Consider the following 20779-nt stretch of genomic DNA (forward strand, 5'->3'; position numbering starts at 1 on the left):
CCCCCGGCCGGCGCGCGGCGCGAGCTGGTGGAGGCGATGCGGGAAATCGCCGCGACCAACGCGGTCGTCGCCGACCAGACGCCGTCCATCGGCTGTTCGATCAAGTGGAAGGCGCGGGGGTGATGGGGCGCGGCCGGAGTTCACAGGGCAGTCGGCGCACACGCGGCTTCTCCCTTCTCCCCTTGCGGGAGAAGGTGGCGGCATAGGGCGTCGAAAGACGCCCGTCTTTCGACGGGCTATGGCGCCGGATGAGGGGTTTTCGCCGCGCAACGTCCGCCGAAGCATATTGCGGCGCCAACCCCTCATCCGTCTCGCCGCCAAAGGGCGGCGATCCACCTTCTCCCGCAAGGGGAGAAGGGAGTCCGCGCCTCGCTGGAATCCGTTGCCGCCCATGACCGACCCGCGCGCCAGCCTCTCCGTCTCCTTTCTCCCCGCGCCCGGCGCGGCGCCGGTGGAATGGCTCATCGCCGAAGGATTCACGCCCTATCCCGATTCCGTCGCCTTCATGGAGGCGCGCGTCGCCGGGATCGCCGAGGGGCGCGCCGACGAGCTGGTCTGGCTGGTCGAGCATCCGCCGCTTTATACCGCCGGGACTTCGGCCAGGGCGAAAGACCTCCTCGATTCGCGCTTTCCGGTGCATGGGTCCGGGCGCGGCGGGCAATTCACCTATCACGGCCCCGGCCAGCGCGTGGCTTACGTCATGCTCGATCTCAGCCGCCGCCGGAAGGACGTCCGCGCCTTCGTCGCGGCGCTGGAGGCCTGGATCGTCGCCACGCTGGCGCTGTTCAACGTCAAGGGCGAAACCCGCGAGGAACGCGTCGGCGTCTGGGTGGCCCGGCCCGACCGAAAACCGGGGCGAAACAACGAACCGGCGGAGGACAAGATCGCCGCCATCGGCGTGCGGATGCGGCGCTGGGTGTCGTTCCACGGCATTGCGCTCAATGTCGAGCCGGATCTGTCGCATTTTTCGGGCATCGTGCCCTGCGGCGTCAGGGACGACCATCTGGGCGTCACCAGCCTCGTCGATCTCGGCCTGCCGGTGACGATGGAAGACGCCGATGTGGCGCTGCGCCGGGCGTTTGAAGAGGTTTTCGGGGCGACCGTCACGGTCGAAAATTAACGGCCATCATGATTCGAGAGCGCCGGCTCACCCGGTGCGGAACACCACGTCGGCGCGTTCCTCGAAGGCCGAGGCGAATTTGCGGAAGGCGGCGTCGAACATGCTTCCCATCAGCGTCGCCAGGGCGCGGCTGCGAAATTCATAGGCGATGAAGAAATCGACGCGGCACTGGCCCTCGCCGGTTTCGGTGAAGACCCAGCTGTTTTCGAGATGGCTGAAGGGACCGTCGACATATTCCACGGCGATTCGGCCCGCCTGTGGATCGAGCACCACGCGGGTGGTGAAGGTCTCGCGGATCGCCTTGTAGCCGACCTCCATCTGGCTGATTACCGTCTCTTTGCCGCCCTGCCCGATGAAGCGCCGGCGGTTGCGCACGGATTTGCACAGCGGCACGAATTGCGGGTAGGACTCCATATCCGCCACCAGATCGAACATCTGCTGCGTCGTATGCGGGACGATATGGCTGGTGCGAAAGCTCGGCATGCGCCGCTCAAACCCGCGCGCCGCGCCGTTTGGCGCGCAGGCGTTCGAAATCCTCGCCGGCGTGATGCGACGAGCGCGTCAGCGGCGAGGCCGAGACCAGCGCAAAGCCCTTGGCGTAGGCGATCGCCTCATAGGCTCTGAAGGTTTCGGGCGGGATGAAGGCCTCGACCGGATGGTGTTTGCGGGTCGGCTGCAAATATTGGCCGATGGTGAGGAAATCGACTTCCGCCGAGCGCAGATCGTCCATCAATTGCAGCACCTCGTTGCGCTCCTCGCCGAGCCCGACCATGATTCCCGATTTGGTGAAGATCTCGCCGTCCAGTTCCTTGACCTTCTGCAACAGCCGCAAGCTGTGAAAATAGCGGGCGCCGGGCCGCACCGTCAAATATTTCGACGGCACGGTTTCGAGATTATGGTTGAACACATCGGGCTTTGCCGCGACCACGCGCTCCAGCGCGCCGGCCTTGCGCAAGAAGTCGGGCGTCAGGATTTCCACCGTGGTCGCAGGGCTCGCCGCGCGGATCGCCGCGATCACGGCGGCGAAATGCGCGGCGCCGCCATCGTCGAGATCGTCGCGGTCGACCGAGGTGACGACTACATGGCTCAGGCCGAGCTTGGCCACAGCCTCGCCGATATGGGCGGGTTCATCGGCGTCGAGCGGCCCCGGCAGGCCGGTCTTGACGTTGCAGAAGGCGCAGGCGCGGGTGCAGGTGTCGCCCATGATCATGAAGGTGGCGTGTTTCTTTTCCCAGCATTCGCCGATATTGGGGCAGCGGGCCTCCTCGCAGACCGTCACAAGCTTGTTGGCCTTGACGATCGCGCTGGTCTGCGCCCATCCGGCCGATCCCTGCGCCCTGACCCGAATCCAGTCGGGTTTTCGCGCGATGGGCTGGTCGGGCCGATGCGCCTTTTCGGGATGGCGCGGGCGCGACTCGTCGGCGATCTTGCGCTGGTCGCCATTGAGCAGATCGATCACCACGGCCATGGTCGTTTCCCGAAAAGTTGAACCTTTTTCATAAAGCTTTCCGCGCGTCGCCGCAAATCGGGCGAACGGATCCCGGCGGCGCGAACTTCGCGGGCCGGTCCGGGGCGAAGGCGCGAAATCCCCGCGCGACGCGATGCTTATACGCGGCGTCTGCCGACGGCGGTTGATCGCCGTCGGTGAAAAATTGGCTTAAAATAGCAATTCGTGGGGATTTTCGATCAGCCGCCGGAAAGCGTCGAGCAGCATGGCGCCGGCGATTTCGTCCATGGCGCGGCGGTCGATGGTCAAGGTGACGCTCAAAATCGCCGCCACCGCCGGCGCGCCGTCCTCGACGACGACACGCTCCTGCGCCTCGCCGATGGCGAGCGCCAGCGTCCAGGGCGCGACGAGAACGGGAAACACCCGCTTGACGCCGAAATCGCCGAAATCGATGACGAGACAGGAGGCGGCGGGACCGGCGTCGGCGAAACCGCCCGCGACCGCCGGGGCCGGCGCAAAGCCGCCGGCCATGAATTTTTCCCGAGCCTCGGCGATTTCCGTCAGCGTCAGGCTTTCCGCCGCCGCCAGCGCCGGCGTCGCGAGACGGCCCTCAACCGCCATGGCCATGGCGATGGCGCTGTGAGCCGCCGGGGCGAAAACGCGCCCGGCCCGGCGAATATTGGCGCGCGGGGTCTGTTGCAGCGCCAGGGCAAGGGCCTTGATCACGCAATCGACGAGCGAGACTTTCGCCGCCGCCTCATCCCCCGTGGAGTCGTCGAACCGGCGGCGCCATTTTTCGAGCGCGTCCAGATTGCAGTCGGTTTCGAGATGGGCCTGCGGCGCCGTCGGCGCCCCGGGGGTTTCGCGAAGTTCAAGCGGCGCCGCCGGCGCCGAAAGGGTTTCGGATAGGTCAAGCGCAGCCGCCGGCGATGGCCAAACCGCAAGCGCCGCCCGCACGTCGCGCTCGACGATCCGGCCATGGGGACCGCTGCCGGCGACCCCGGCCAGATCGCAGCCGGCCTCGCGCGCCAGCCGTCTCGCGCGTGGCGAGACCGGCCTGCGCCCTGGAAGTCGATCCGCATGGAAGGTTTCGGCAGGCTGGAGATTGTCCATCGCCCTGTTCCACCCCCTGTCGTTATTTTGCACGTCGCCAGACCCTCTCCCGTCGCGCCGCTGGCCTCATGCGCGGGCTCGGGGCGCCCATCCGCCGCGAAAACGCTTATTGCGTCGCGCCGGGATCCAGAGCCTTGCGGTTGAGCGCCGCATCGAACGACGCAACGATCACGGCCAGTGCCCTGGCCTCGCCAATGGGCGTTTCGCGGTCGTAGACGGTCGAGATATGCCGCGCGAGCCTGGCCAGCACCTGCCCCCAGACTTCCGGATTGGCGAACCCGCGCTGCACCGTCAGCGAGAGGGACTCGCCGGTGATGAACAGCCGCAGGATTTCCGTGCCGCCATTGGCCTCGACATCGGGAGGCGCGGCGAGTTCCCGCTTTTGTTGAACCGTCCTGGTTGTCTCAGTCATCTCACGCCTTCGTCTATAAGAGCGCCCTGACCGTCGCGACGACATCCGCCGTCTGCGGCAGGGCCATTTTTTCGAGATTGGCGGCGTAGGGCATTGGAATGTCCCTCCCGGTGACGCGCCGAACCGGCGCGTCGAGGTCGTCAAACGCCTCCTCGACGATCCGCGCGCAGATTTCGGCGCCCACGCCCCCTTGCGGCCAGCCTTCCTCGACGATCGCGCAGCGGCCGGTCTTGCGCACGGACCTTAGAATCGTCGGCATGTCCAGCGGCCGCAGGGTCCGCAAATCGACGACTTCCACTTCGATCCCCTCGCCGGCCAGAATATCCGCCGCCGCGAGCGCCAGGCCGACGCCGTGCGAAAAAGCGATCACGGTCGCATCCCCGCCGGCGCGACAAACCCGGGCCAGACCGATCTCGACCAGATGGTCGGGGTCGTCGGGGGCCGGAAAACTCTGGCTGTACAAATGTTCGTGTTCGAGAAAAATCACGGGATTGGGGTCGCGGATCGCCGCCTTGAGCAGGCCCTTGGCGTCGGCCGCGCTATAGGGAGCGACAACCTTCAGGCCGGGTATATGCGCGAACCAGGCGGAAAAATCCTGGGCGTGCTGGGCGCCGACGCGCGCGCGCGCGCCATTGGGGCCGCGAAAGACGATCGGGCAGTGAACCGCGCCGCCCGACATGTACAAGGTCTTGGCCGCCGAATTGACAATGTGGTCCACGGCCTGAAGGGCAAAATTGAAGCTCATGAACTCGATCACCGGCTTCAGGCCCGCCATGGCGGCGCCGACGCCAAGTCCGGCGAAGCCATGTTCGGCGATGGGCGTGTCGACGACGCGGCGGGCGCCGAATTCCTGAAACAGGCCATGGGTGACGCGGGACGCGCCCTGGGCGTCGCCGACTTCCTCGCCGAGCACGAAGACATCGGGGTCGCGACGCATTTCCTCGGCCAGCGCTTCGCGCAGCGCCTCGCGCACCGTGATTTTGCGCGTCGCGTCGCGCGGTTGCGGCGCCTGCGCAAGAACCGGCGACCCGGCCGGCACCCTGGCAAGTATCGTCGGTTCATCCGGTAGGGGCGGTTCAACCGAAACGGCGGCCGGAGCCGGACCCGGCGCCGCCGGTTCGATCAGCGCGATAGGCGAATCGACGGCGACATTGTCGGTTCCCTCCGGCGTGAGAATCCGCTCCAGCACTCCGGTTTCGACCGCCTCGACCTCCATGGTCGCCTTTTCGGTCTCGATCTCGGCAAGAATATCGCCTGCCTCGACGAAATCGCCCTCTCGTTTGAGCCATTTCGTCAATTTGCCGAATTTCATCTCGGGCGAAAGAGCCGGCATCAGCACATGGGTCGCCATCGAAGTCTCCAGCCGCTCGCCGTCGCCGGCGCGGCGCCCAAAAGGTCAAAGCAGAACATTCGTTTCCAATGCGCCCGGATCGGGTTCCGGGCATTGCGCCGCATATTCCGCCGCTTCGCCGACGCGGGCGCGCACTTCGGCGTCGATGGATTTGAGATCGGCCTCCCCGGCAAGACCGAGGGCGAGAATTTTTTCACGCTGGCGGTCGAGCGGGTCGGACGACGGGCCGCGCCGTTCCTCGCCCTTGCGGCGATATTTGCCCGGATCAGCCATCGAATGGCCGCGAAAACGCTCGGTCCGCATTTCCAGAATGGTCGGGCCGCCGCCCTCGCGCGCGCGAAAAATGGCGCCTTCGCCGGCCTCGCGCACCGATTGCACGCACATGCCGTCGACCTGCGCGCCGGGGATGCCGAATGCGGCGCCGCGGTCGGCGAGCGGAGCGCCGGAACCCTCGTCCTCGGGCAGCGCGCGGTTGTTCTCGATCACAAAGACAATCGGCAGGCGCCAGCGCGCCGCCATGACCAGACTTTCCGCGACCTGGCCCTGATCGGCCGCGCCGTCGCCGAAAAACGCCACGCAGACCCGGCCGTCGCCGCGATAGGCATTGGCGAAGGCCAGCCCCGTGCCGATGGAGACCTGCCCCGCGACAATGCCGTGGCCGCCATAAAATCCTCCTTCCGGCGCATACATGTGCATCGAGCCGCCCTTGCCGCCGGACAGGCCGCCGCTGCGTCCGGTCATTTCGGCCATCACCGCCTTCGGGTCGGCGCCGCAGGCCAGCAGGTGGCCGTGCTGGCGATAAGAGGTGATGAACTGGTCTCGGGGACTGGCGGCGAGCCGCATCCCGACGACCACCGCCTCCTGGCCGATATAGAGATGGCAGAAACCGCCAATCAGCCCCATGCCAAACAACAGGCCGGCTTTTTCCTCGAAACGGCGGATCAGCAACATGCCGCGATAAAGCGCAAGCTCGCCGCCATCGCCGAGAAAATCGGACAGGATTTCCGGCGAAAAATCGGCGGCAAACGAATTCTCCCCGGCCGATGACGCGGATGGACGCGCAGCGAGGGGCGAAGACAAAGCGGCGGCCATGGACCCTCCGGGCTTTCCGCGTCCGCCGCGCGAATTTTCTTCGCCAGAGCGTCGCGGCAGGATTTCGATCCTAAACTAGCCCGAAGCCGAACAAAAAGCGAGATGGCGGAAGGGCGCCGCCCACAGCGCCGTCCTTGCCCTTCCAGCCCATGCGGGGATCGGCCTTTCTGAACCGAAAACCTCCGGGCCTCGCCCCATCCCGCTGCGTCACTCCGCGCGGCGCGGCGTCGCCGATTCGGGCTTGGGCGGCGGCAGGAACACCAGGAGATCGTTGCTGTTGACGCGGTTCAGCAGGTTGCGCGCCTCCTCGTCCAGAAGGTCGCGGTCGATTTCCGCGCCGCGCAGCAGGTCGATGCGCTTCTGCCACACCGCCTTATCCGCCCGCACGACCTTGAGCTGGCCGTCGATTTCGGCCATCTGCCGGCGATATTCGAGATCGGCGGCGATGCCGCGCTCGCCGTGGAAGGCGTGCCAGACAAAAAAAGCGCCGACCCCGCCTGCGAGGACGTGGAAGGCGAGCGGCAGCAGAATCGAGGCGAGACGCGTGCGAACGACCATGTCCCCAGTGTCGCGCGATAAGGTTACGCCGTCGTTAACGGCTGGGAGCCGGCGTTTACGGACGGAAAGCGAGCGGCCTGCGCCCATGCGGCGGAACCGGCTTCAGGAGGTGTTGACATTTTAGAAAACTTTCTTAAAATCAACGTGTTAATGAATTTTAAAATAACGCTCAAATCAAGGAAGGCGGCCGATGTCCGGATCGCGGGTTGTTCTCGTCGACGACGATAGCGTCATTGTCGACAGTCTGGCCTTCCTGCTGGAGGTCGAGGGTTTCAAGGTCGCCGGCGCCGCGACCGACCTCGCCGGGGCGATGGAGCTGGCTAAATCCGTCGAAGCCGACGTCGCCGTTCTCGACATCAATCTGCGCAGGGAACTGGTCTACCCGGCGGCCGACGAGCTGATTGCGCGCAACATTCCCGTGCTCTTTACCTCGGTGCGGCCGCGCGATCTCCCGGCCCGTTTCGCATCGACGCCTTTCCTCGAAAAACCCTGTCTGCCCGAGGTTCTGATCGACCGGATCGAAAGGCTTTCGTCACAGGTGGAAGCCATGCGGCTCGCCGCCAAACGGAACCTCGAAGCATCGGCTTCCCGCCTGCTTCCCACTTTGATATTATGCTCGAACGTAAATCATTCGGCGGCGCGCGATTTGCTGCCCTGTTGGCAAGCCTGCCCAATTGTCCCTATCCGGAACGCAATGGCCAGGCGAAGCGCCAATTCGGGACCCGCCCCATGTCCAATCTAGGATTTTCTCTCGACCGCAATTTCAACGCAAGCGAAGCCATTCGGCGGCGTTCACGCGGCCTTTCGCCGGTCGCCGCAGATGCGAGCCCGCAGTTGGGACGCTGGAATCCCGCGTCCGTCGCCGGGCTTGCGCTCGCTTTTGCGCTGTTGGGCGCGCTGGCGGCGAAATTCCTGTTCTGAGGCCGGTCAAGGTTTCGGCCGCCCGCTTCTCAGCGGGAGAAAAGCTGCAAGCTCTTGTGCGTGGCGGCCAGTCCCCACAGCAGGAAGGCGGCGGGCAGCAACAGGCCGATGCTCGCCACTTCGAACAGGTCCGGTTCGGCGGAAAGCGTCAGCGTGATCGTGGCGGCGCGCGACCCTGCTTTCGGCGCGGGCGTTTCGCCGGAGGTTTCGGCGGTCGGCTCGTTCCGGCTGACCCAATGCTCGGCTTCGACGATTCCCGGCGCGGCGAGGCGCGCCAGCGCGCGCGACGGCTCCTTGCGCGGCGCCGCCGGCGGGACTTGCTTCGAGACTTGCTTGGGAAGCTGGAAAGCGATGGTCTTGCGGCTCATGCGGCCTGCCTTTCAGGATAGGGAAAAATCAGCGCCGCCAGCCGTTTCAGCTCCCGCGACGCCTCGCTGCGCGGCGCCGCCTCCAGCACCGAAAGGCCCCGCGCGGCGCTTTCGGCATAGATGACGCGCTGGACCAGCGGCGCGTCGAGCGCCGGCGTATCCGGAAATTGATCGAGCGCCGCAGCGAAGTCGCGGCCGATGGCGGTATTGGTGATCTTGCGATTGATCACGAAACCGGCGCGCAGATTTTCGCGGTAGATGCGCGCCTCGCGAATCAGTTGCACCGTCTCCGCGGCGGCCCAGACATCGTAGGGCGAGGGCTGGACCGGGATCAGCACCATGTCGCTGGCGAGAATCGCCGCCCGCGCCAGTTCATTGACCCGTGGCGGGCCGTCGATCACCACGACGTCGTAACCTTTCGCCAGAGCGGGGAGTTCGCGGTGCAACGTGGCCTTGGCCATGCCGACGACGACGAAGGCCGGCTCCGCCTCGCGCACGCCCGACCAGGCCAGGGCGCTGGCCTGCGGATCGGCGTCCACCAGCAGCACCCGCAGGCCGGCCTGACTGTAACAGGACGCCAGATTAACGGCGATCGTCGTCTTGCCGACGCCGCCTTTCTGGTTCAGCACGCCAACAATCATCGCAGCCGCCTTTTCCAGAAGGCCGACCCGCCAAACGAATCAAGGCCCTTGAAGCCGGATTATTTACTCAGCAATCGAGCCGGTTTGCAACGCGCGGGAGCGCTCGTCCCTGCCTGCGAGGACGCCTATCCCCAAAAAAAACGCCCAAACAAAAACGCCCGCAAAATCATCCCCAGACCTTGCCCAGAACATCGAGCCCGGCATGGGCGAGATCGTCGGGCGTCATGGCGATGCGAAATTCGACCAGGGCGTCGAAGGTCAGGAACCACGGTTCGGCAAGGGACGGGACATCCGACGCCTCTTTGACATCGACAACCAGAACGGCGCCGCGCTCGCCGTCCCGTTCGGTGAAATAGACGGCCTGCGGCGCCTGCGCGTCGAGAATCCGCTTGATCCTCGGCCCGACCGTGCCATCGCGCGCCGCGCTGTTGAACGGCTCCGTCGGAAAGGTGATGTTCATCAGCATCCGCATGGCGGGCCTCCCCTGAAACTTCGACAGGGCGGAAGCGCCGCCCGAAACGAAACAGGGACGCGCCCGCGCGCGTCCCCGGAATTTCCGTTGCGCCGTGAGATTTAAGCAAGCGCCTTCAGCGCCGCGCGGCCGGCGTAAACCGCCTGCTTGTCGAGTTCCTGCTCGATGCGGATCAGCTGGTTATATTTCGCCAGCCGGTCGGAGCGGCTCAGCGAGCCGGTCTTGATCTGACCGCAATTGGTGGCGACCGCGAGATCGGCGATGGTCGCGTCCTCGGTCTCGCCGGAACGATGCGACATCACCGCCGTATAGCCGGCGCGCTGGGCCATATCGACGGCGGCGAGCGTCTCGCTCAGGGTGCCGATCTGGTTGACCTTGATCAGCACCGAATTGGCGATGCCCTTCTTGATGCCCTCGGAGAGGATTTTGACATTGGTGACGAACACGTCGTCGCCGACGATCTGGACCTTTTTGCCGATCAGGTCGGTGGTGATCTTCCAGCCCTCCCAGTCGTTTTCGGCATTGCCGTCCTCGATCGAGACGATCGGATAGGCGGCGACGAGTTTGGCCAGATATTCGGCCTGCTGCTGGACCGAGCGGACCACGCCTTCGCCTTCATAATGATAGGCGCCGTCCTTGAAGAATTCGCTGGAGGCGGCGTCGAGGCCGATGCCGATGTCGGCGCCCGGCTTGAAGCCCGCCGTCTCGATCGCCTTGACGACGAAATCCAGCGCCGCTTCGGCGGAAGGCAGGTTGGGGGCGAAGCCGCCCTCGTCGCCGACGCCGGTGTTCTGGCCCGCCTTCTTGAGCGCCGAAGCCAGGCTGTGGAATACTTCCGCGCCCCAGCGCACCGCCTCGGCGATCGAATCCGCGCCATAGGGAATGATCATGAATTCCTGAAAATCGATCGGATTGTCGGCATGGGCGCCGCCATTGATGATGTTCATCATCGGGGTCGGCAGCACGCGCGCCTGGGTTCCGCCGACATAGCGGTAGAGCGGCAGACCGGAAGCGTCCGCCGCCGCTTTGGCCACCGCCAGCGACACGCCGAGAATGGCGTTGGCCCCAAGGCGCGCCTTGTTATGGGTGCCGTCGAGTTCGATCAGCGCCTCGTCGACATGGACCTGGTCTTCGGCGTCGAAGCCGGATATGGCGTCGAAAATCTCGCCATTGACCGATTCCACGGCCTTGAGCACGCCCTTGCCGCCATAGCGCGCCTTGTCGCCGTCGCGCAATTCGACCGCCTCGCGGGTGCCGGTCGAGGCGCCCGAGGGCACGGCGGCGCGGCCGAACGAGCCGTCCTCCAGCGTCACGTCGACCTCTACCGTAGGATTGCCACGCGAATCGAGAATTTCACGGGCGACAATATCGACAATCTCCGTCATGCGGCTCCCCTAGGGATTAAAAAAGGCCTTGAAGGCTAAGGACCGGCCTTTCTACGACGGATGCATGAAATAAAAAAGTTAGCCTTCCGCCGCAGTCACGCTTTTTCGAACCGCGGCGGTTGCAGCCCGGCGCGGCGCCGCGTAAATCCGGTGAACAGAGGTTTTTCAAGATGGTCAAGATCCATGACGGCGCCGACCTGCTCGGCGTGCAGGCCAGAGCGCCCGACAGCCCGGACGAAGCGGAACTCGACCGCGTGCCCAATCCCCACCCGGACGTCGATTACGTCGCGCGCTTCATCCAGCCCGAATTCACCTCGCTGTGCCCGGTCACCGGCCAACCCGATTTCGCGCATCTGGTGATAGATTATGTTCCCGACAAATATCTAGTTGAATCAAAGGCTTTAAAGCTATACCTCACCTCGTTTCGCAACCACGGCGCCTTTCACGAAGCCTGCACGATCCGCATCGCCAAGGACCTGATCGCGACGCTGTCCCCGCGCTGGCTGCGCATCGGCGGCTACTGGTATCCGCGCGGCGGCATGCCGATCGACGTGTTCTACCAGACCGGCGAACCGCCCAAAGGGCTCTGGCTGCCGGATCAGGGCGTGGCGCCCTATCGCGGGCGGGGGTGACGATATGGCGTGAGCGCGTCACGTCGCCTCATAGCGCGAGACCTAAAAGGCTTGCCTTCCTCCCAGCCTCGGGCAAAAAGGCCCCATGCTGCAAATTTCCGATCTCACCTATCGGCTCGGGCCGCGCCTGTTGTTCGATTCGGCCAGCGTCATGCTGCCCGAACGGGCGCGGGTGGGTTTCGTCGGGCGCAACGGCGCCGGCAAGACCACTTTGTTTCGGCTGATCGCCGGCGAAATCGCCGCCGAGGGCGGGACGATCTATATTCCCAAGGGTTGCCGGATGGGCCGGGTCGAGCAGGAGGCGCCCGGCGGCGACGGCAAGCTGGTCGATTTCGTGCTCGCCGCCGATGTCGAGCGCGCCAGCCTGCTCGAAGAGGCCGAAACCGCCCATGACCCGCATCGCATCGCCGAAATCCACACCAGGCTGGCCGATATCGACGCCCATGCGGCGCCGGCGCGGGCGGCGGAAATTCTGGCCGGCCTCGGCTTCGACGAAGCGGCGCAAAATCGCGCTTTAAAGGAGTTTTCCGGCGGCTGGCGGATGCGCGTGGCGCTCGCCGCCGTATTGTTCTCGCAGCCCGACCTGCTGCTGCTCGACGAGCCGACCAATTATCTCGATCTCGAAGGCTCGCTATGGCTGATCGACTATCTGACGCGCTATCGCGCGACCATCGTCGTCATCAGCCATGACCGCGACCTGCTCAACGAGGTCTGCGACCATATCGTCCATCTCGACAAGGGCAAGTTGCAGCTTTATCGCGGCAATTACGACGGGTTCGCCCGCCAGCGCGCCGAGGCGCGGATGCTTCAGGCCAAATTCCTGAAAAAACAGGAGGAAAAGCGCGCCCATCTGCAGGAATTCGTCGACCGGTTCCGCGCCAAGGCGACCAAGGCGCGTCAGGCCCAGTCGCGCCTGAAAATGCTCGAAAAGATGGAGACGGTCGCCGCCGTCGTCGATGACGAAATCCTGCCCTTCTCGCTGCCCTCGCCCGAAAAGCCGCTGTCGCCGCCGATCATAGCGATGGAAAACGTCGCGGTCGGCTATGACGACAAGGCGATCTTGACGAAACTGAGCCTGAACCTGTCCAACGACGACCGCATCGGCCTGCTCGGCGCCAATGGCAACGGCAAATCGACCTTCGCCAAGCTTCTGGGCGGGAGGCTCGCGCCGATGTCCGGCGCATTGAACAAATCGACCAAGCTCGACGTCGGGTTTTTCGCCCAGCATCAGGTGGAGGATCTCGACGAGAGGGACACGCCCTTTCAGGCCATCCAGCGGCTGATGACCGACGCGCCGGAAGCGCGGATACGCGCCCGCGCCGCGCAAATCGGCTTTTCCAATGTCAAGGCCGACACCAGGGTCGCAAATCTGTCGGGCGGCGAAAAGGCGCGGCTGCTGATGGGGCTCGCGACCTTCAACGGCCCGCATCTGTTGATTCTCGACGAGCCGACCAACCATCTCGACATCGACAGCCGCGCGGCGCTGGCCGAAGCGATCAATGAATATGCCGGGGCGGTGGTGCTGATCTCGCACGATCAATATCTGCTGGAAGCCTGCGCCGACCGGCTGTGGCTGGTCGCCGACGGCGGCGTCAAGAATTTCGACGGCGACATGCAGGATTACCGCAAGCTGGTGCTCGAAGGCGCAAAAACCCCGGCCAAAAAGCGCGAACGCGAGGCGGCGCCGGCCCGCGACACGACAAAAGCGCGGCAGGACGCCAGGCCCTTGGCGAAAAAAGTTCAGGCGGCGGAAGAGAAAATGGCGCGGTTTTCCGGCCTGATCACGCGCATCGACCAGTCGCTCGCCGATCCGCGCGCCTTCGAGCGCAACCCGGCGGAAGCCTCGAAACTGTCGCAGCAGCGCGCCGAACTGGAGCGCGCCCTGACTTTTGCCGAAGAGGAATGGCTCGAACTCTCCGCCGAATACGAGGCTTTGCTCGGCGGATAAATAATGCTGTCGCAATGGGACGCTTTAAGCGGCCAGGCTCTTTCGGGATCGAATCATGCAAGCGCGGCGTCCCCGGCGTTTTGACGCCCTGCTCGCGGGCGTGGTTGTTGGCGCGATGCTGTTCAGCATCGCCGTCATCGACCGGCCCGTGGCCTATTTGATGTTCCGGCACTTCCACGAATCGCGGGCGCCGTTCATTCTGCCTACCCGCATCGTCGATGTGCTCGAAGTTCTGGCGGCCATCGGTCTTTTGTGGAGCGGCTTCAACCATGCGCTCCGCAGGCCGTTCGGTCGAACCGGCCAGATCGTGTTGCGAACCTCGCTGGCGCTGTTCGTCGCCATAGGCGTCAAGGACCTGCTCAAACTGGCTTTTGGCCGCACCTGGCCCGAAACCTGGACCTGCGGCAATCCTTCGCTGATCAGGGACGCCGCCTATGCTTTTTCGCCCTTTCATGGCGGGGCCGGCTGGGCCTCCTTCCCCTCCGGCCATCAAACGCTGACTTGCGCCGTCGCCGCCTGCCTCTGGGTGCTTGCCCCGCGCTTTCGTCCCGCTTATGTCCTCGTGGCGCTGACGGTCGCCGTCAGCCTGCTGTTCGCGGATTTCCACTTCGTCAGCGACGTTCTCGCCGGCTCCCTGGCCGGCTGGATGGTCGGGCTTTTTGTCGCGCGAGTCGATCTGACCAAGGCCCAACCTTTGGCCTGAGTTTCAAATCCCGGACAAGCGCTTGCGCAACAAGGCAAAGGCGCGTGGGCGCCGGCAAGGCGCGCTTCCGCCTCCGCGCCCGCAAAGCGCCTCGAAATCCGATGCATGGCGCGGGCGCGAACGCAGCATATGTCAGCGGCGCTCACGCCCGGACGGCGGAAAAACATCGCCACACGTCCGCTCGCCAGTCTTGCCACTTTGCATTTTGCAAATTGCAATTTGCTAAGTATTTGCTAAATGCAATTTATGGTTAGGGTGATTAAATAACGCACACTTGGCTAATAATTTTTCGAATCAAATAAAAAACATAAATTTTTTGTTGACGCTGAGTTTCGCCGGCCTTAAATGACGGCATGGTGTCGCTACGCGGTGACATTCAACAAGCGATTGCTCGTCCTGCGTATAGTTGGCAATTTTTCGGGAATTGAAAAATGAAAATGAACGTTAAGATCCTTGGAGCTGCTACCCTGGCCGCTGTGGCTTCGACGGTTGCTCCCGTGCAGGCCGGCGCGTTGACGGCGCAGCAGATTTTCACCGAATTCAACGGAGTTGTCTGGAACAACTTCACTACAACGTCCGACGTCGAGGGCCGTCTCGCCGCCAACCACATCACCGGCGGCGCTACCTTCTATGTGGCCCCGCGCGGCCAGGCTTCGACGTTCCAGGCGGTCAATGCGATCACCATCGCCAACACCCATGGCAACGTCAACAATGGCGGCAGCGTCAATTACGTGTCCAGCATCTCGAATTCCCACTTCAACTTCAACGGCGGCGGATCGCTGGTCAACCAGACTCCGTATTTCGCGATCAGCGATTTCACCACGCCGCTCAACGCGGAGGTGGCGACGCTTACCGGCCTTGCCGCCAACAGCACCGTCAACGCGTCAGACCATAATGATGTGAAGTTCAACGTGGCCGCTGACGCCAAGGGCACCGCCGTATTCGAAATCACGACGGCGCAATTCCAGAGCTTCGCCGGGGTTGAATTCGCGAATGCCCTGTCCGCCAAAACCATCATCGTCAACGTGACCGGCGGCGGCTCTATCAACCAGAATTTCAATTATGTCGGTTCCAACACGTCGTATCAGAACAGCCACGTGATCTGGAACTTCGAAGACGCGACCAGTCTCGGCATCAAGACGATTCACGGCGCGGTGCTCGCCGAAGACGCCACCGTCACCAATAATTCGCCGATCGAAGGTCTGCTCTACGCCAAGAACTTCAACGGCAATGGCGAATTGCACGACTATCCGTTCCAGGGGGTGCTGCCGACCACCGCCGCCGCGCCGGAGCCCGCCACCTGGGCGCTGCTGGGCCTCGGATTCGTCGGTCTGGGCTTCGCCGCCCGCCGCCGCAACGGCCGGGCCCCCGCCACGGCCTGAGACGGACAAAACGCCTCGCAAAACGACAGGCCCCGGTCAATCAGGGGCCTGTTTTCGTTTCAAACGGGATTTTCGGCGGCCTCGGCGCCGGGAAAGCGCCGTAAAACGCGGTCGCATTGTTCCGGCGCGACGCGAATATGAAAATGCGCCCCGCCCTCTTCGTCGAGGTCGCGCGACAAAACTTCCGTGTGGGCGTGCAGCCAGGCCTGGCCCTCGCCGTCGCTCGACGCCAGCGGCACGTCCAGCACCACCCGGCCGCGCGCCAGCCGCGTCTCCAAAGCCAGCAGCAAATCGTCCAGCCCCTCGCCGGTCACCGCAGAGACGGCGCAAGGCCGCTCGTCAGAAGGGCGCATTGCCGCCTTGGTCTTGATTTGCTCGCGCTCGCCAAAGGGAAGCAGGTCGATTTTGTTCCATACTTCGATCAGCAGGTTGTGATCCTGGGCGTCGACGCCGAGTTCGTCGAGAATCGTTTCGACATCGGCGCCCTGGGCCTCCGCATCCTCATGGGCGATGTCGCGCACATGCAGGATGACGTCGGCCTCCAGCACTTCCTCCAGCGTGGCGCGGAAGGCCGAAACCAGCATATGCGGCAGGTCGGAAATGAAGCCGACCGTATCGGACAGGATGATCTTGCCGCCATGCGGCAGTTTCACGCCGCGCAGGGTCGGGTCGAGCGTGGCGAACAGCAGGTCTTTGGCGAACACGTCCGCCTTGGTCAACGTGTTGAACAGCGTCGATTTGCCGGCATTGGTGTAGCCGACCAGCGCCACCACCGGGAAGGGAACGTCGCGCCGGTTCTTGCGGTGCAGGCCGCGCGTCTTCTTGACCTTTTCGAGGTCGCGCTCGATGCGCGTCATGCGCTCCTGAATGAGCCGCCGGTCGGTCTCGATCTGGGTTTCGCCGGGGCCGCCGAGAAAGCCGAAGCCGCCGCGCTGGCGCTCCAGATGGGTCCATGACCGCACCAGCCGCGATTTCTGATAGGTCAGATGCGCCAGTTCGACCTGCATCGCGCCCTCGGAGGTGCGTGCGCGTTCGCCGAAGATTTCGAGGATCAGCCCGGTGCGGTCGATCACCTTGGCCTTGAATTCCTTTTCCAGATTGCGCTGCTGCACCGGAGACAAGGCGCAATCGACAACGACGAGATCGGCCTCGCGCTCCTCGATCAGCGCCGCCATTTCCTCGACCTTGCCCTTGCCCAGATATGTGGCGGGGCGAATCTGCGACAGCACGACGAGTTCGCGGCCGACGACGTCGACGTCGATCGCCCGCGCCAGCCCCTCGGCCTCGTCGAGCCGCGCCTCTTGCGATCTTATCGACTTCGCGCCGTCGGCATGGGTCGCGGCCCGGTCGCTCAGATAAGGTCCAATCACCAAAACGCGGGTTTTCTCCCCGCGCTTGCGGGTCTGAGCCGGCGAATCGCCGGCGACGAAGCCGCTCAAGCGGACCTCGTCACATTTGCATGGGTCTGAAAATTCACTTTTCCGGAGCCTCTTCGGCCGGGTCGAACATCTGGATCGGATGACCCGGCATGATCGTCGATATGGCGTGCTTGTAGACGAGTTGCGAGTGGCCGTCGCGGCGCAGCAGCACGCAAAAATTGTCGAACCAGCTTACAACGCCTTGTAATTTAACGCCATTCACCAGAAAAATGGTGAGGGGAATTTTATTTTTGCGTACGAAATTGAGAAACGTATCCTGAAGATTGGGAGTGCGTTCAACCGGCATGTTTTTTTCCATTCAGTTTTTCTTGACGCCTGCAACCGGAACGCGAAGTCCTTGTCCGAGGCCGAAATCACGCCAAACCCATCCTCGCCGCAGGCGCGTAGAAGCCCATTAGAGTCTCAAGCCCGCGATTTAGGCAAGATTTTCTTTTATGCTCAATGCGGTTTTATGCGACAAAAGGCCTAGGGCTTGTGGACGCTTGTCCCATCGCCGTGACGCGCGGTCGTTTTGCCTGAATTATGGCGTTGAACCACCGACCATCTAGAGGCAAAACGCCCGCGCGCCCTTCGGGTTTGCCCGAAATGGCCGGCTGGTGCGTCGCAAGCCTTGCCAATATCCTCGATATTGCCTTCGCCTTGCTCCTGCCATCCGTCTCATTTCGACCAGATCCCGGTCGATGCGACAAGTGTTCACAAGCCCTAGCCGCTGGCCGGCGCGAAATCGTGAAACGCGGCGCGCAAAGCCAGAGCCGCCGGGCCGGGCGCGCCGGCGCCGATCGGTTCGCCGTCGATCGCCACCACCGGCAGGACAAGGCTGGTCGCGCCGGTGATGAACGCCTCTCGGGCGGATCGGGCCTCGGCCAGCGTAAAGCGGCGCTCGACGATCTTCAATTGATGGGCGGCGGCGATTTCAAACAGTCGCGCGCGGGTGATTCCGCGCAAGATGCCCGAATCGCCCGGATGGGTGACCAGCGCGCCCTCGGCGTCGACGATCCAGGCGTTGCTGGCCGCGCCTTCGGTCACGAACCCGGCCTCGTCCACCAGCCAGGCCTCGTAGGCGCCCGCCTCCTTCGCCTGCTGTTTCGCCAGCACATTGGGCAGCAGGCTGGTGCTTTTGATGTCGGGTCTTTTCCAGCGGCTGTCGGGCAGAGAGATCACCTTGATCCCGGCCCGCGCCTTGGCCTCCGCCGCCGCGCGGTCGCCGGACTGGGCATAAGCGACGAGCGTGCTTGGGGTTCCCGCTTTGGGAAAGAAATGTTCGCGCCGGGCCGCGCCCCGCGTCACCTGAAGATAGATATGGCCGAAGGCGACGCGGTTGCGCGCGACGAGTTCGTGCAAAATCAGTTTTAAGGCGCCCTCGCCCACCGGGAGATCGATCCGCAATTCGCGCGCCGAGCGGGCGAGGCGTTCGAGATGCGCGGCGTCGTCAATCAGCTTGCCTTGAAAAATCTCGATCACTTCGTAAACGGCGTCGGCGAACAGGAATGCGCGGTCGTCGATCGACACCCCGGCTTCGGCGTGGCGGAGATAACGGCCGTTGACGTAGGCGATGCGGGGCATTTCATTTCCTTTTTCTTGCCGCCCTGCGGGCGGCGTCCCTCGCATCAGCCCATAGGGCGTCGATAGACGCCCGTCTGCCAACGGGCTTTCGGTCGCGTTCGCTCCTGGCCGCCCTCCGGGAGGCGTTCCACGCGCGTTCGCTCCAGCTGGCGCAATGGACTAAAGCCACCCCGCGCGCCCGGCGATGACGCTGAGCGCCGCCCCGGCGGCCATCGCCCAGAGCGGGCTGCGCGATGAAAAGGCGACGAAGGCCGACGACGCGACCGTGACGAGAATGGCAAAAATGCCGGAATCGGCGGCGCGCGCCAGAAGATAGCCGCTCGCCGCCATCAGGCCAATGGCGAGCGGCGTCAGCCCCTGCTTGAGCCGCGCCAGCCATGCGGCCTCGCCGGCCCGGCGCATGACCCGGGCCACTCCGAAGGCGAGCAGCGAGGACGGCCCCAGCACGCCGAGCGTCGCCGCGATCAACCCGGCGAGACCGGCGAGTTTCCAGCCGAACAGGCTGTAGACGATGACATTTGGGCCGGGCGAGGTCTGGGCTATGGCGAAGGTCTGGGCGAATTGTTCCGGCGTCAGCCAGTGCAATTGGCTGACGATCTGACGCTCGGCTTCCGGCAGCGTCGCCACTGCGCCGCCGACCGCCAGCAGCGATATGCCGGCGAAACGCAGAAAAATCTGGACCAGCAGATCGTCCTTCATCGCCGCGCGCCCACCAGCAGGAATCCCGCCGGCGCCAAAACCGCGATGATTGCCGGCAGCGGCAAACGCAGCAAGGCGGCGGCGGCGAAGGCGGCGCCAGAAAGCACGATCAGCACCGGATCGCGGGGAATATTGCGCGCCATCTTAAGCGCCGTGCCGATGGCCAGCCCCGCGCCCGCCGCGCTGGCGCCGAACAGCGCTGCGCGCACGTCGGCGTTGGCGGCGAAGACGGCAAAAAAGCTCGCCAGGGTCACCAGTATGGCCAGGGGCGCCAGCAACAGCCCTAACAAAGCCATGGCGGCGCCGCCGGCGCCGCAAAACCGGTCGCCGAGAATGACCGCGAAATTGCAGGTATTGGCCCCCGGCAGCGCCTGGCACAGGCCGAGCAGGCCAGCGAATTCCGCATCGTCGAGCCAGCGGCAATCGTCGACGATCACCGCCCGCATGATCGGCCCGGTGCCGCCGAAGCCGAGCGCGCCCATCTTGAAAAAACCGAGGAACAGGTCGATTCGCCGCATCGGCCAACCATAGCAGAAGGCGCGGGATCTGGCCTGCCGCCAACCGGGGCAATGAAACCCCGAGGTTTACCGACGCCACTCAGTAATCGCCGCTTCCCACCAGCGCATGGATGCCGCCGGTGCGGCTTCTGTGACGCCGCGAAACCGGCTTGCCGCGCTTGGCGACCTGCACGATCGGGCTCGCTTCGGCCCCGGACGGGGCGTGAGGAGCAAAGGCAGGAAAGGCGGAGGCGGCAGGCATTCCGAGAGCGCAAACGAAAGCGGCGGCAAGAAGATAACGCATCGGATCTCTCCCTTTGGGCCGACAGGAGACAGACCTTCGACCGCAGCCTAAGTCTAGCACAATTCCCCCGGCTTTGCAGGAGCGAAGGCCGAGGCGCATGCGGTCGAGCTTGGGACGAAAACAGCCTTAGCGGCCGCCGTGCTCGCGGCGCTCGGCGGCGCCCGATATTTCGCGCTTGGCGCCTCCGTGCGTCCATAGGAATTGCGGCGCCAAAGGATCGCAGGTAACGGTTGGAACGTCGCAGGCATGAGGAGCGCAGGGGCAGCAAGCGAATTGCGCCTTCATAGCGCTTTCAGATGAACGGCGCAGCATCGGGCGCAATTCGTTTCACGCCCCCCGAATCCGTCTTCATGATCCGCGATAAATGGAATTATGGATTTAATAAAGCGCCACGTTGACCGCGCGGCATCCCAGTATTTCGCAAATTTTCGCCGTAATCCTGCCGTGCTCCCACCGTAATTCCGACGATCCTTGTCACCAACGCGTCATGATCGGCGCGATGCAAGCGACGCAGGGCCTTCGCGCCATGCGGGCAAACATAACGAAAATTTAATTTAATCATCGATCGATCGGTCATTGTTATTCGCCAATCGCGCCACATTCTCAATCATTATGTTCAGTGCGATCGCGTTTCAGGCAAGGGGACGCCTTTTCGCGAGATTATGCTCGCAGCCTGGCGGACGCCGCGGCGGACCGGCCGAAGGGTCGAGCGTGCAAGTGGGGATACGAGAA

General features: G+C 64.1%; 25 protein-coding genes. 7 read left to right on the forward strand and 18 right to left on the reverse strand.

Going from position 1 to position 20779, the window contains the following annotated elements; all coding sequences use genetic code 11:
* The first annotated feature begins 391 nt into the window (after nt 1-391).
* Nucleotides 392-1120: a lipoyl(octanoyl) transferase LipB gene (gene lipB / locus QZY01_RS22830; RefSeq protein ID WP_294541891.1), complete on the forward strand. Its 729-nt coding sequence runs from the start codon at nt 392-394 to the stop codon at nt 1118-1120.
* A 27-nt stretch (nt 1121-1147) separates the two neighbouring features.
* Here lipB and QZY01_RS22835 read toward each other — a convergent pair whose 3' ends face one another.
* The 7 genes from QZY01_RS22835 to QZY01_RS22865 all read right to left on the reverse strand — a co-directional run bounded on the left by QZY01_RS22835 (nt 1148) and on the right by QZY01_RS22865 (nt 7093).
* The gene (locus tag QZY01_RS22835) at nt 1148-1603 is read right to left on the reverse strand and encodes an SRPBCC family protein (RefSeq protein WP_294541893.1); all 456 of its coding nucleotides are present in this window, start codon (nt 1601-1603) and stop codon (nt 1148-1150) included.
* A 7-nt stretch (nt 1604-1610) separates the two neighbouring features.
* The gene (gene lipA / locus QZY01_RS22840; RefSeq protein WP_294541895.1) at nt 1611-2588 is read right to left on the reverse strand and encodes a lipoyl synthase; all 978 of its coding nucleotides are present in this window, start codon (nt 2586-2588) and stop codon (nt 1611-1613) included.
* Nucleotides 2589-2777: 189 nt separating this feature from the next.
* Complete coding sequence (locus QZY01_RS22845; protein WP_294541897.1) at nt 2778-3680, reverse strand: 2-oxo acid dehydrogenase subunit E2; 903 nt, start codon at nt 3678-3680, stop codon at nt 2778-2780.
* Nucleotides 3681-3786: 106 nt separating this feature from the next.
* Nucleotides 3787-4092, reverse strand: a complete 306-nt coding sequence (locus QZY01_RS22850; RefSeq protein WP_294541899.1) for a DUF5076 domain-containing protein — start codon at nt 4090-4092, stop codon at nt 3787-3789.
* Between the two features lie 13 nt (nt 4093-4105).
* Nucleotides 4106-5443, reverse strand: coding sequence for a pyruvate dehydrogenase complex E1 component subunit beta (locus QZY01_RS22855; protein WP_294541900.1), 1338 nt, complete (start codon nt 5441-5443; stop codon nt 4106-4108).
* A gap of 45 nt (nt 5444-5488) precedes the next feature.
* On the reverse strand, nt 5489-6535 hold the full coding sequence (locus QZY01_RS22860) for a thiamine pyrophosphate-dependent enzyme (protein WP_294541902.1): 1047 nt from the start codon (nt 6533-6535) through the stop codon (nt 5489-5491).
* 207 nt (nt 6536-6742) lie between these two features.
* Nucleotides 6743-7093: a septum formation initiator family protein gene (locus QZY01_RS22865; RefSeq protein WP_294541903.1), complete on the reverse strand. Its 351-nt coding sequence runs from the start codon at nt 7091-7093 to the stop codon at nt 6743-6745.
* 190 nt (nt 7094-7283) lie between these two features.
* On the opposite strand from QZY01_RS22865, the gene QZY01_RS22870 reads away from it, so the two are divergent.
* Together QZY01_RS22870 and QZY01_RS22875 are read left to right on the forward strand one after the other, a co-directional pair.
* Nucleotides 7284-7835: a response regulator gene (locus QZY01_RS22870; protein ID WP_294541905.1), complete on the forward strand. Its 552-nt coding sequence runs from the start codon at nt 7284-7286 to the stop codon at nt 7833-7835.
* Nucleotides 7823-8014, forward strand: coding sequence for a hypothetical protein (locus QZY01_RS22875; RefSeq protein WP_294541907.1), 192 nt, complete (start codon nt 7823-7825; stop codon nt 8012-8014). Before QZY01_RS22870 ends, QZY01_RS22875 begins: the two co-directional genes overlap by 13 nt.
* 29 nt (nt 8015-8043) lie before the next feature.
* On the opposite strand, the gene QZY01_RS22880 is transcribed toward QZY01_RS22875, so the two are convergent.
* The 4 genes from QZY01_RS22880 to eno all read right to left on the reverse strand — a co-directional run bounded on the left by QZY01_RS22880 (nt 8044) and on the right by eno (nt 10880).
* The gene (locus QZY01_RS22880) at nt 8044-8382 is read right to left on the reverse strand and encodes a hypothetical protein (RefSeq protein WP_294541910.1); all 339 of its coding nucleotides are present in this window, start codon (nt 8380-8382) and stop codon (nt 8044-8046) included.
* The gene (parA, locus tag QZY01_RS22885; RefSeq protein WP_294541912.1) at nt 8379-9023 is read right to left on the reverse strand and encodes a ParA family partition ATPase; all 645 of its coding nucleotides are present in this window, start codon (nt 9021-9023) and stop codon (nt 8379-8381) included. The genes QZY01_RS22880 and parA overlap by 4 nt, the downstream gene beginning before the upstream one ends.
* Before the next feature lie 166 nt (nt 9024-9189).
* On the reverse strand, nt 9190-9495 hold the full coding sequence (locus tag QZY01_RS22890) for a hypothetical protein (protein WP_294541913.1): 306 nt from the start codon (nt 9493-9495) through the stop codon (nt 9190-9192).
* A 101-nt stretch (nt 9496-9596) separates the two neighbouring features.
* Nucleotides 9597-10880: a phosphopyruvate hydratase gene (gene eno, locus QZY01_RS22895; protein WP_294541914.1), complete on the reverse strand. Its 1284-nt coding sequence runs from the start codon at nt 10878-10880 to the stop codon at nt 9597-9599.
* A gap of 170 nt (nt 10881-11050) precedes the next feature.
* Here eno and queF point away from each other — a divergent pair, with 170 nt between their 5' ends.
* The 4 genes from queF (at nt 11051) to QZY01_RS22915 (ending at nt 15545) form a co-directional block, all read left to right on the forward strand.
* A complete protein-coding gene (gene queF / locus QZY01_RS22900) occupies nt 11051-11512 on the forward strand; it encodes a preQ(1) synthase (RefSeq protein ID WP_294541915.1) in 462 nt (153 codons plus the stop codon).
* A gap of 85 nt (nt 11513-11597) precedes the next feature.
* The gene (locus tag QZY01_RS22905; protein WP_294541916.1) at nt 11598-13460 is read left to right on the forward strand and encodes an ABC-F family ATP-binding cassette domain-containing protein; all 1863 of its coding nucleotides are present in this window, start codon (nt 11598-11600) and stop codon (nt 13458-13460) included.
* Nucleotides 13461-13515: 55 nt separating this feature from the next.
* Nucleotides 13516-14163, forward strand: coding sequence for a phosphatase PAP2 family protein (locus QZY01_RS22910; RefSeq protein WP_294541918.1), 648 nt, complete (start codon nt 13516-13518; stop codon nt 14161-14163).
* Between the two features lie 431 nt (nt 14164-14594).
* The gene (locus QZY01_RS22915) at nt 14595-15545 is read left to right on the forward strand and encodes a collagen-binding domain-containing protein (RefSeq protein WP_294541920.1); all 951 of its coding nucleotides are present in this window, start codon (nt 14595-14597) and stop codon (nt 15543-15545) included.
* Nucleotides 15546-15604: 59 nt separating this feature from the next.
* Here the strand turns inward: QZY01_RS22915 and hflX are convergent, their stop codons facing one another.
* The 7 genes from hflX to QZY01_RS22950 all read right to left on the reverse strand — a co-directional run bounded on the left by hflX (nt 15605) and on the right by QZY01_RS22950 (nt 20624).
* Complete coding sequence (gene hflX, locus QZY01_RS22920) at nt 15605-16984, reverse strand: GTPase HflX (RefSeq protein ID WP_294541921.1); 1380 nt, start codon at nt 16982-16984, stop codon at nt 15605-15607.
* A gap of 34 nt (nt 16985-17018) precedes the next feature.
* Nucleotides 17019-17270 (reverse strand): RNA chaperone Hfq, encoded by a 252-nt coding sequence (hfq, locus tag QZY01_RS22925; protein ID WP_294541923.1) that lies wholly within the window; start codon nt 17268-17270, stop codon nt 17019-17021.
* A 416-nt stretch (nt 17271-17686) separates the two neighbouring features.
* Nucleotides 17687-18547 (reverse strand): D-amino-acid transaminase, encoded by an 861-nt coding sequence (locus QZY01_RS22930; RefSeq protein WP_294541924.1) that lies wholly within the window; start codon nt 18545-18547, stop codon nt 17687-17689.
* A 159-nt stretch (nt 18548-18706) separates the two neighbouring features.
* Nucleotides 18707-19246 (reverse strand): chromate transporter, encoded by a 540-nt coding sequence (locus QZY01_RS22935; protein WP_294541925.1) that lies wholly within the window; start codon nt 19244-19246, stop codon nt 18707-18709.
* Nucleotides 19243-19764: a chromate transporter gene (locus QZY01_RS22940; RefSeq protein WP_294541926.1), complete on the reverse strand. Its 522-nt coding sequence runs from the start codon at nt 19762-19764 to the stop codon at nt 19243-19245. Before QZY01_RS22940 ends, QZY01_RS22935 begins: the two co-directional genes overlap by 4 nt.
* Nucleotides 19765-19843: 79 nt before the next feature.
* Nucleotides 19844-20047, reverse strand: a complete 204-nt coding sequence (locus tag QZY01_RS22945) for a hypothetical protein (RefSeq protein ID WP_294541927.1) — start codon at nt 20045-20047, stop codon at nt 19844-19846.
* 370 nt (nt 20048-20417) lie between these two features.
* Entirely contained in the window at nt 20418-20624 is a 207-nt protein-coding gene (locus QZY01_RS22950) for a hypothetical protein (protein WP_294541928.1), read from the reverse strand.
* Nucleotides 20625-20779: the final 155 nt, after the last annotated feature.

Source organism: uncultured Rhodoblastus sp., assembly GCF_903903185.1.
Lineage (GTDB): Bacteria > Pseudomonadota > Alphaproteobacteria > Rhizobiales > Beijerinckiaceae > Rhodoblastus.

Bases quoted from the DNA above. Each gene is read 5' to 3' on its own strand.
- lipA (WP_294541895.1), bottom strand. From the start codon at position 2,588: ATGGCCGTGGTGATCGATCTGCTCAATGGCGACCAGCGCAAGATCGCC.
- QZY01_RS22855 (WP_294541900.1), bottom strand. From the start codon at position 5,443: ATGGCGACCCATGTGCTGATGCCGGCTCTTTCGCCCGAGATGAAATTC.
- QZY01_RS22950 (WP_294541928.1), bottom strand. From the start codon at position 20,624: ATGACCGATCGATCGATGATTAAATTAAATTTTCGTTATGTTTGCCCG.
- QZY01_RS22865 (WP_294541903.1), bottom strand. From the start codon at position 7,093: ATGGTCGTTCGCACGCGTCTCGCCTCGATTCTGCTGCCGCTCGCCTTC.
- hfq (WP_294541923.1), bottom strand. From the start codon at position 17,270: ATGCCGGTTGAACGCACTCCCAATCTTCAGGATACGTTTCTCAATTTC.
- QZY01_RS22910 (WP_294541918.1), top strand. From the start codon at position 13,516: ATGCAAGCGCGGCGTCCCCGGCGTTTTGACGCCCTGCTCGCGGGCGTG.
- eno (WP_294541914.1), bottom strand. From the start codon at position 10,880: ATGACGGAGATTGTCGATATTGTCGCCCGTGAAATTCTCGATTCGCGT.
- QZY01_RS22935 (WP_294541925.1), bottom strand. From the start codon at position 19,246: ATGAAGGACGATCTGCTGGTCCAGATTTTTCTGCGTTTCGCCGGCATA.
- QZY01_RS22880 (WP_294541910.1), bottom strand. From the start codon at position 8,382: ATGAGCCGCAAGACCATCGCTTTCCAGCTTCCCAAGCAAGTCTCGAAG.
- QZY01_RS22890 (WP_294541913.1), bottom strand. From the start codon at position 9,495: ATGCGGATGCTGATGAACATCACCTTTCCGACGGAGCCGTTCAACAGC.
- parA (WP_294541912.1), bottom strand. From the start codon at position 9,023: ATGATTGTTGGCGTGCTGAACCAGAAAGGCGGCGTCGGCAAGACGACG.
- QZY01_RS22850 (WP_294541899.1), bottom strand. From the start codon at position 4,092: ATGACTGAGACAACCAGGACGGTTCAACAAAAGCGGGAACTCGCCGCG.
- QZY01_RS22930 (WP_294541924.1), bottom strand. From the start codon at position 18,547: ATGCCCCGCATCGCCTACGTCAACGGCCGTTATCTCCGCCACGCCGAA.
- queF (WP_294541915.1), top strand. From the start codon at position 11,051: ATGGTCAAGATCCATGACGGCGCCGACCTGCTCGGCGTGCAGGCCAGA.
- lipB (WP_294541891.1), top strand. From the start codon at position 392: ATGACCGACCCGCGCGCCAGCCTCTCCGTCTCCTTTCTCCCCGCGCCC.
- QZY01_RS22860 (WP_294541902.1), bottom strand. From the start codon at position 6,535: ATGGCCGCCGCTTTGTCTTCGCCCCTCGCTGCGCGTCCATCCGCGTCA.
- QZY01_RS22875 (WP_294541907.1), top strand. From the start codon at position 7,823: ATGTCCAATCTAGGATTTTCTCTCGACCGCAATTTCAACGCAAGCGAA.
- QZY01_RS22945 (WP_294541927.1), bottom strand. From the start codon at position 20,047: ATGCGTTATCTTCTTGCCGCCGCTTTCGTTTGCGCTCTCGGAATGCCT.
- QZY01_RS22905 (WP_294541916.1), top strand. From the start codon at position 11,598: ATGCTGCAAATTTCCGATCTCACCTATCGGCTCGGGCCGCGCCTGTTG.
- QZY01_RS22845 (WP_294541897.1), bottom strand. From the start codon at position 3,680: ATGGACAATCTCCAGCCTGCCGAAACCTTCCATGCGGATCGACTTCCA.
- QZY01_RS22870 (WP_294541905.1), top strand. From the start codon at position 7,284: ATGTCCGGATCGCGGGTTGTTCTCGTCGACGACGATAGCGTCATTGTC.
- QZY01_RS22940 (WP_294541926.1), bottom strand. From the start codon at position 19,764: ATGCGGCGAATCGACCTGTTCCTCGGTTTTTTCAAGATGGGCGCGCTC.
- QZY01_RS22835 (WP_294541893.1), bottom strand. From the start codon at position 1,603: ATGCCGAGCTTTCGCACCAGCCATATCGTCCCGCATACGACGCAGCAG.
- QZY01_RS22915 (WP_294541920.1), top strand. From the start codon at position 14,595: ATGAAAATGAACGTTAAGATCCTTGGAGCTGCTACCCTGGCCGCTGTG.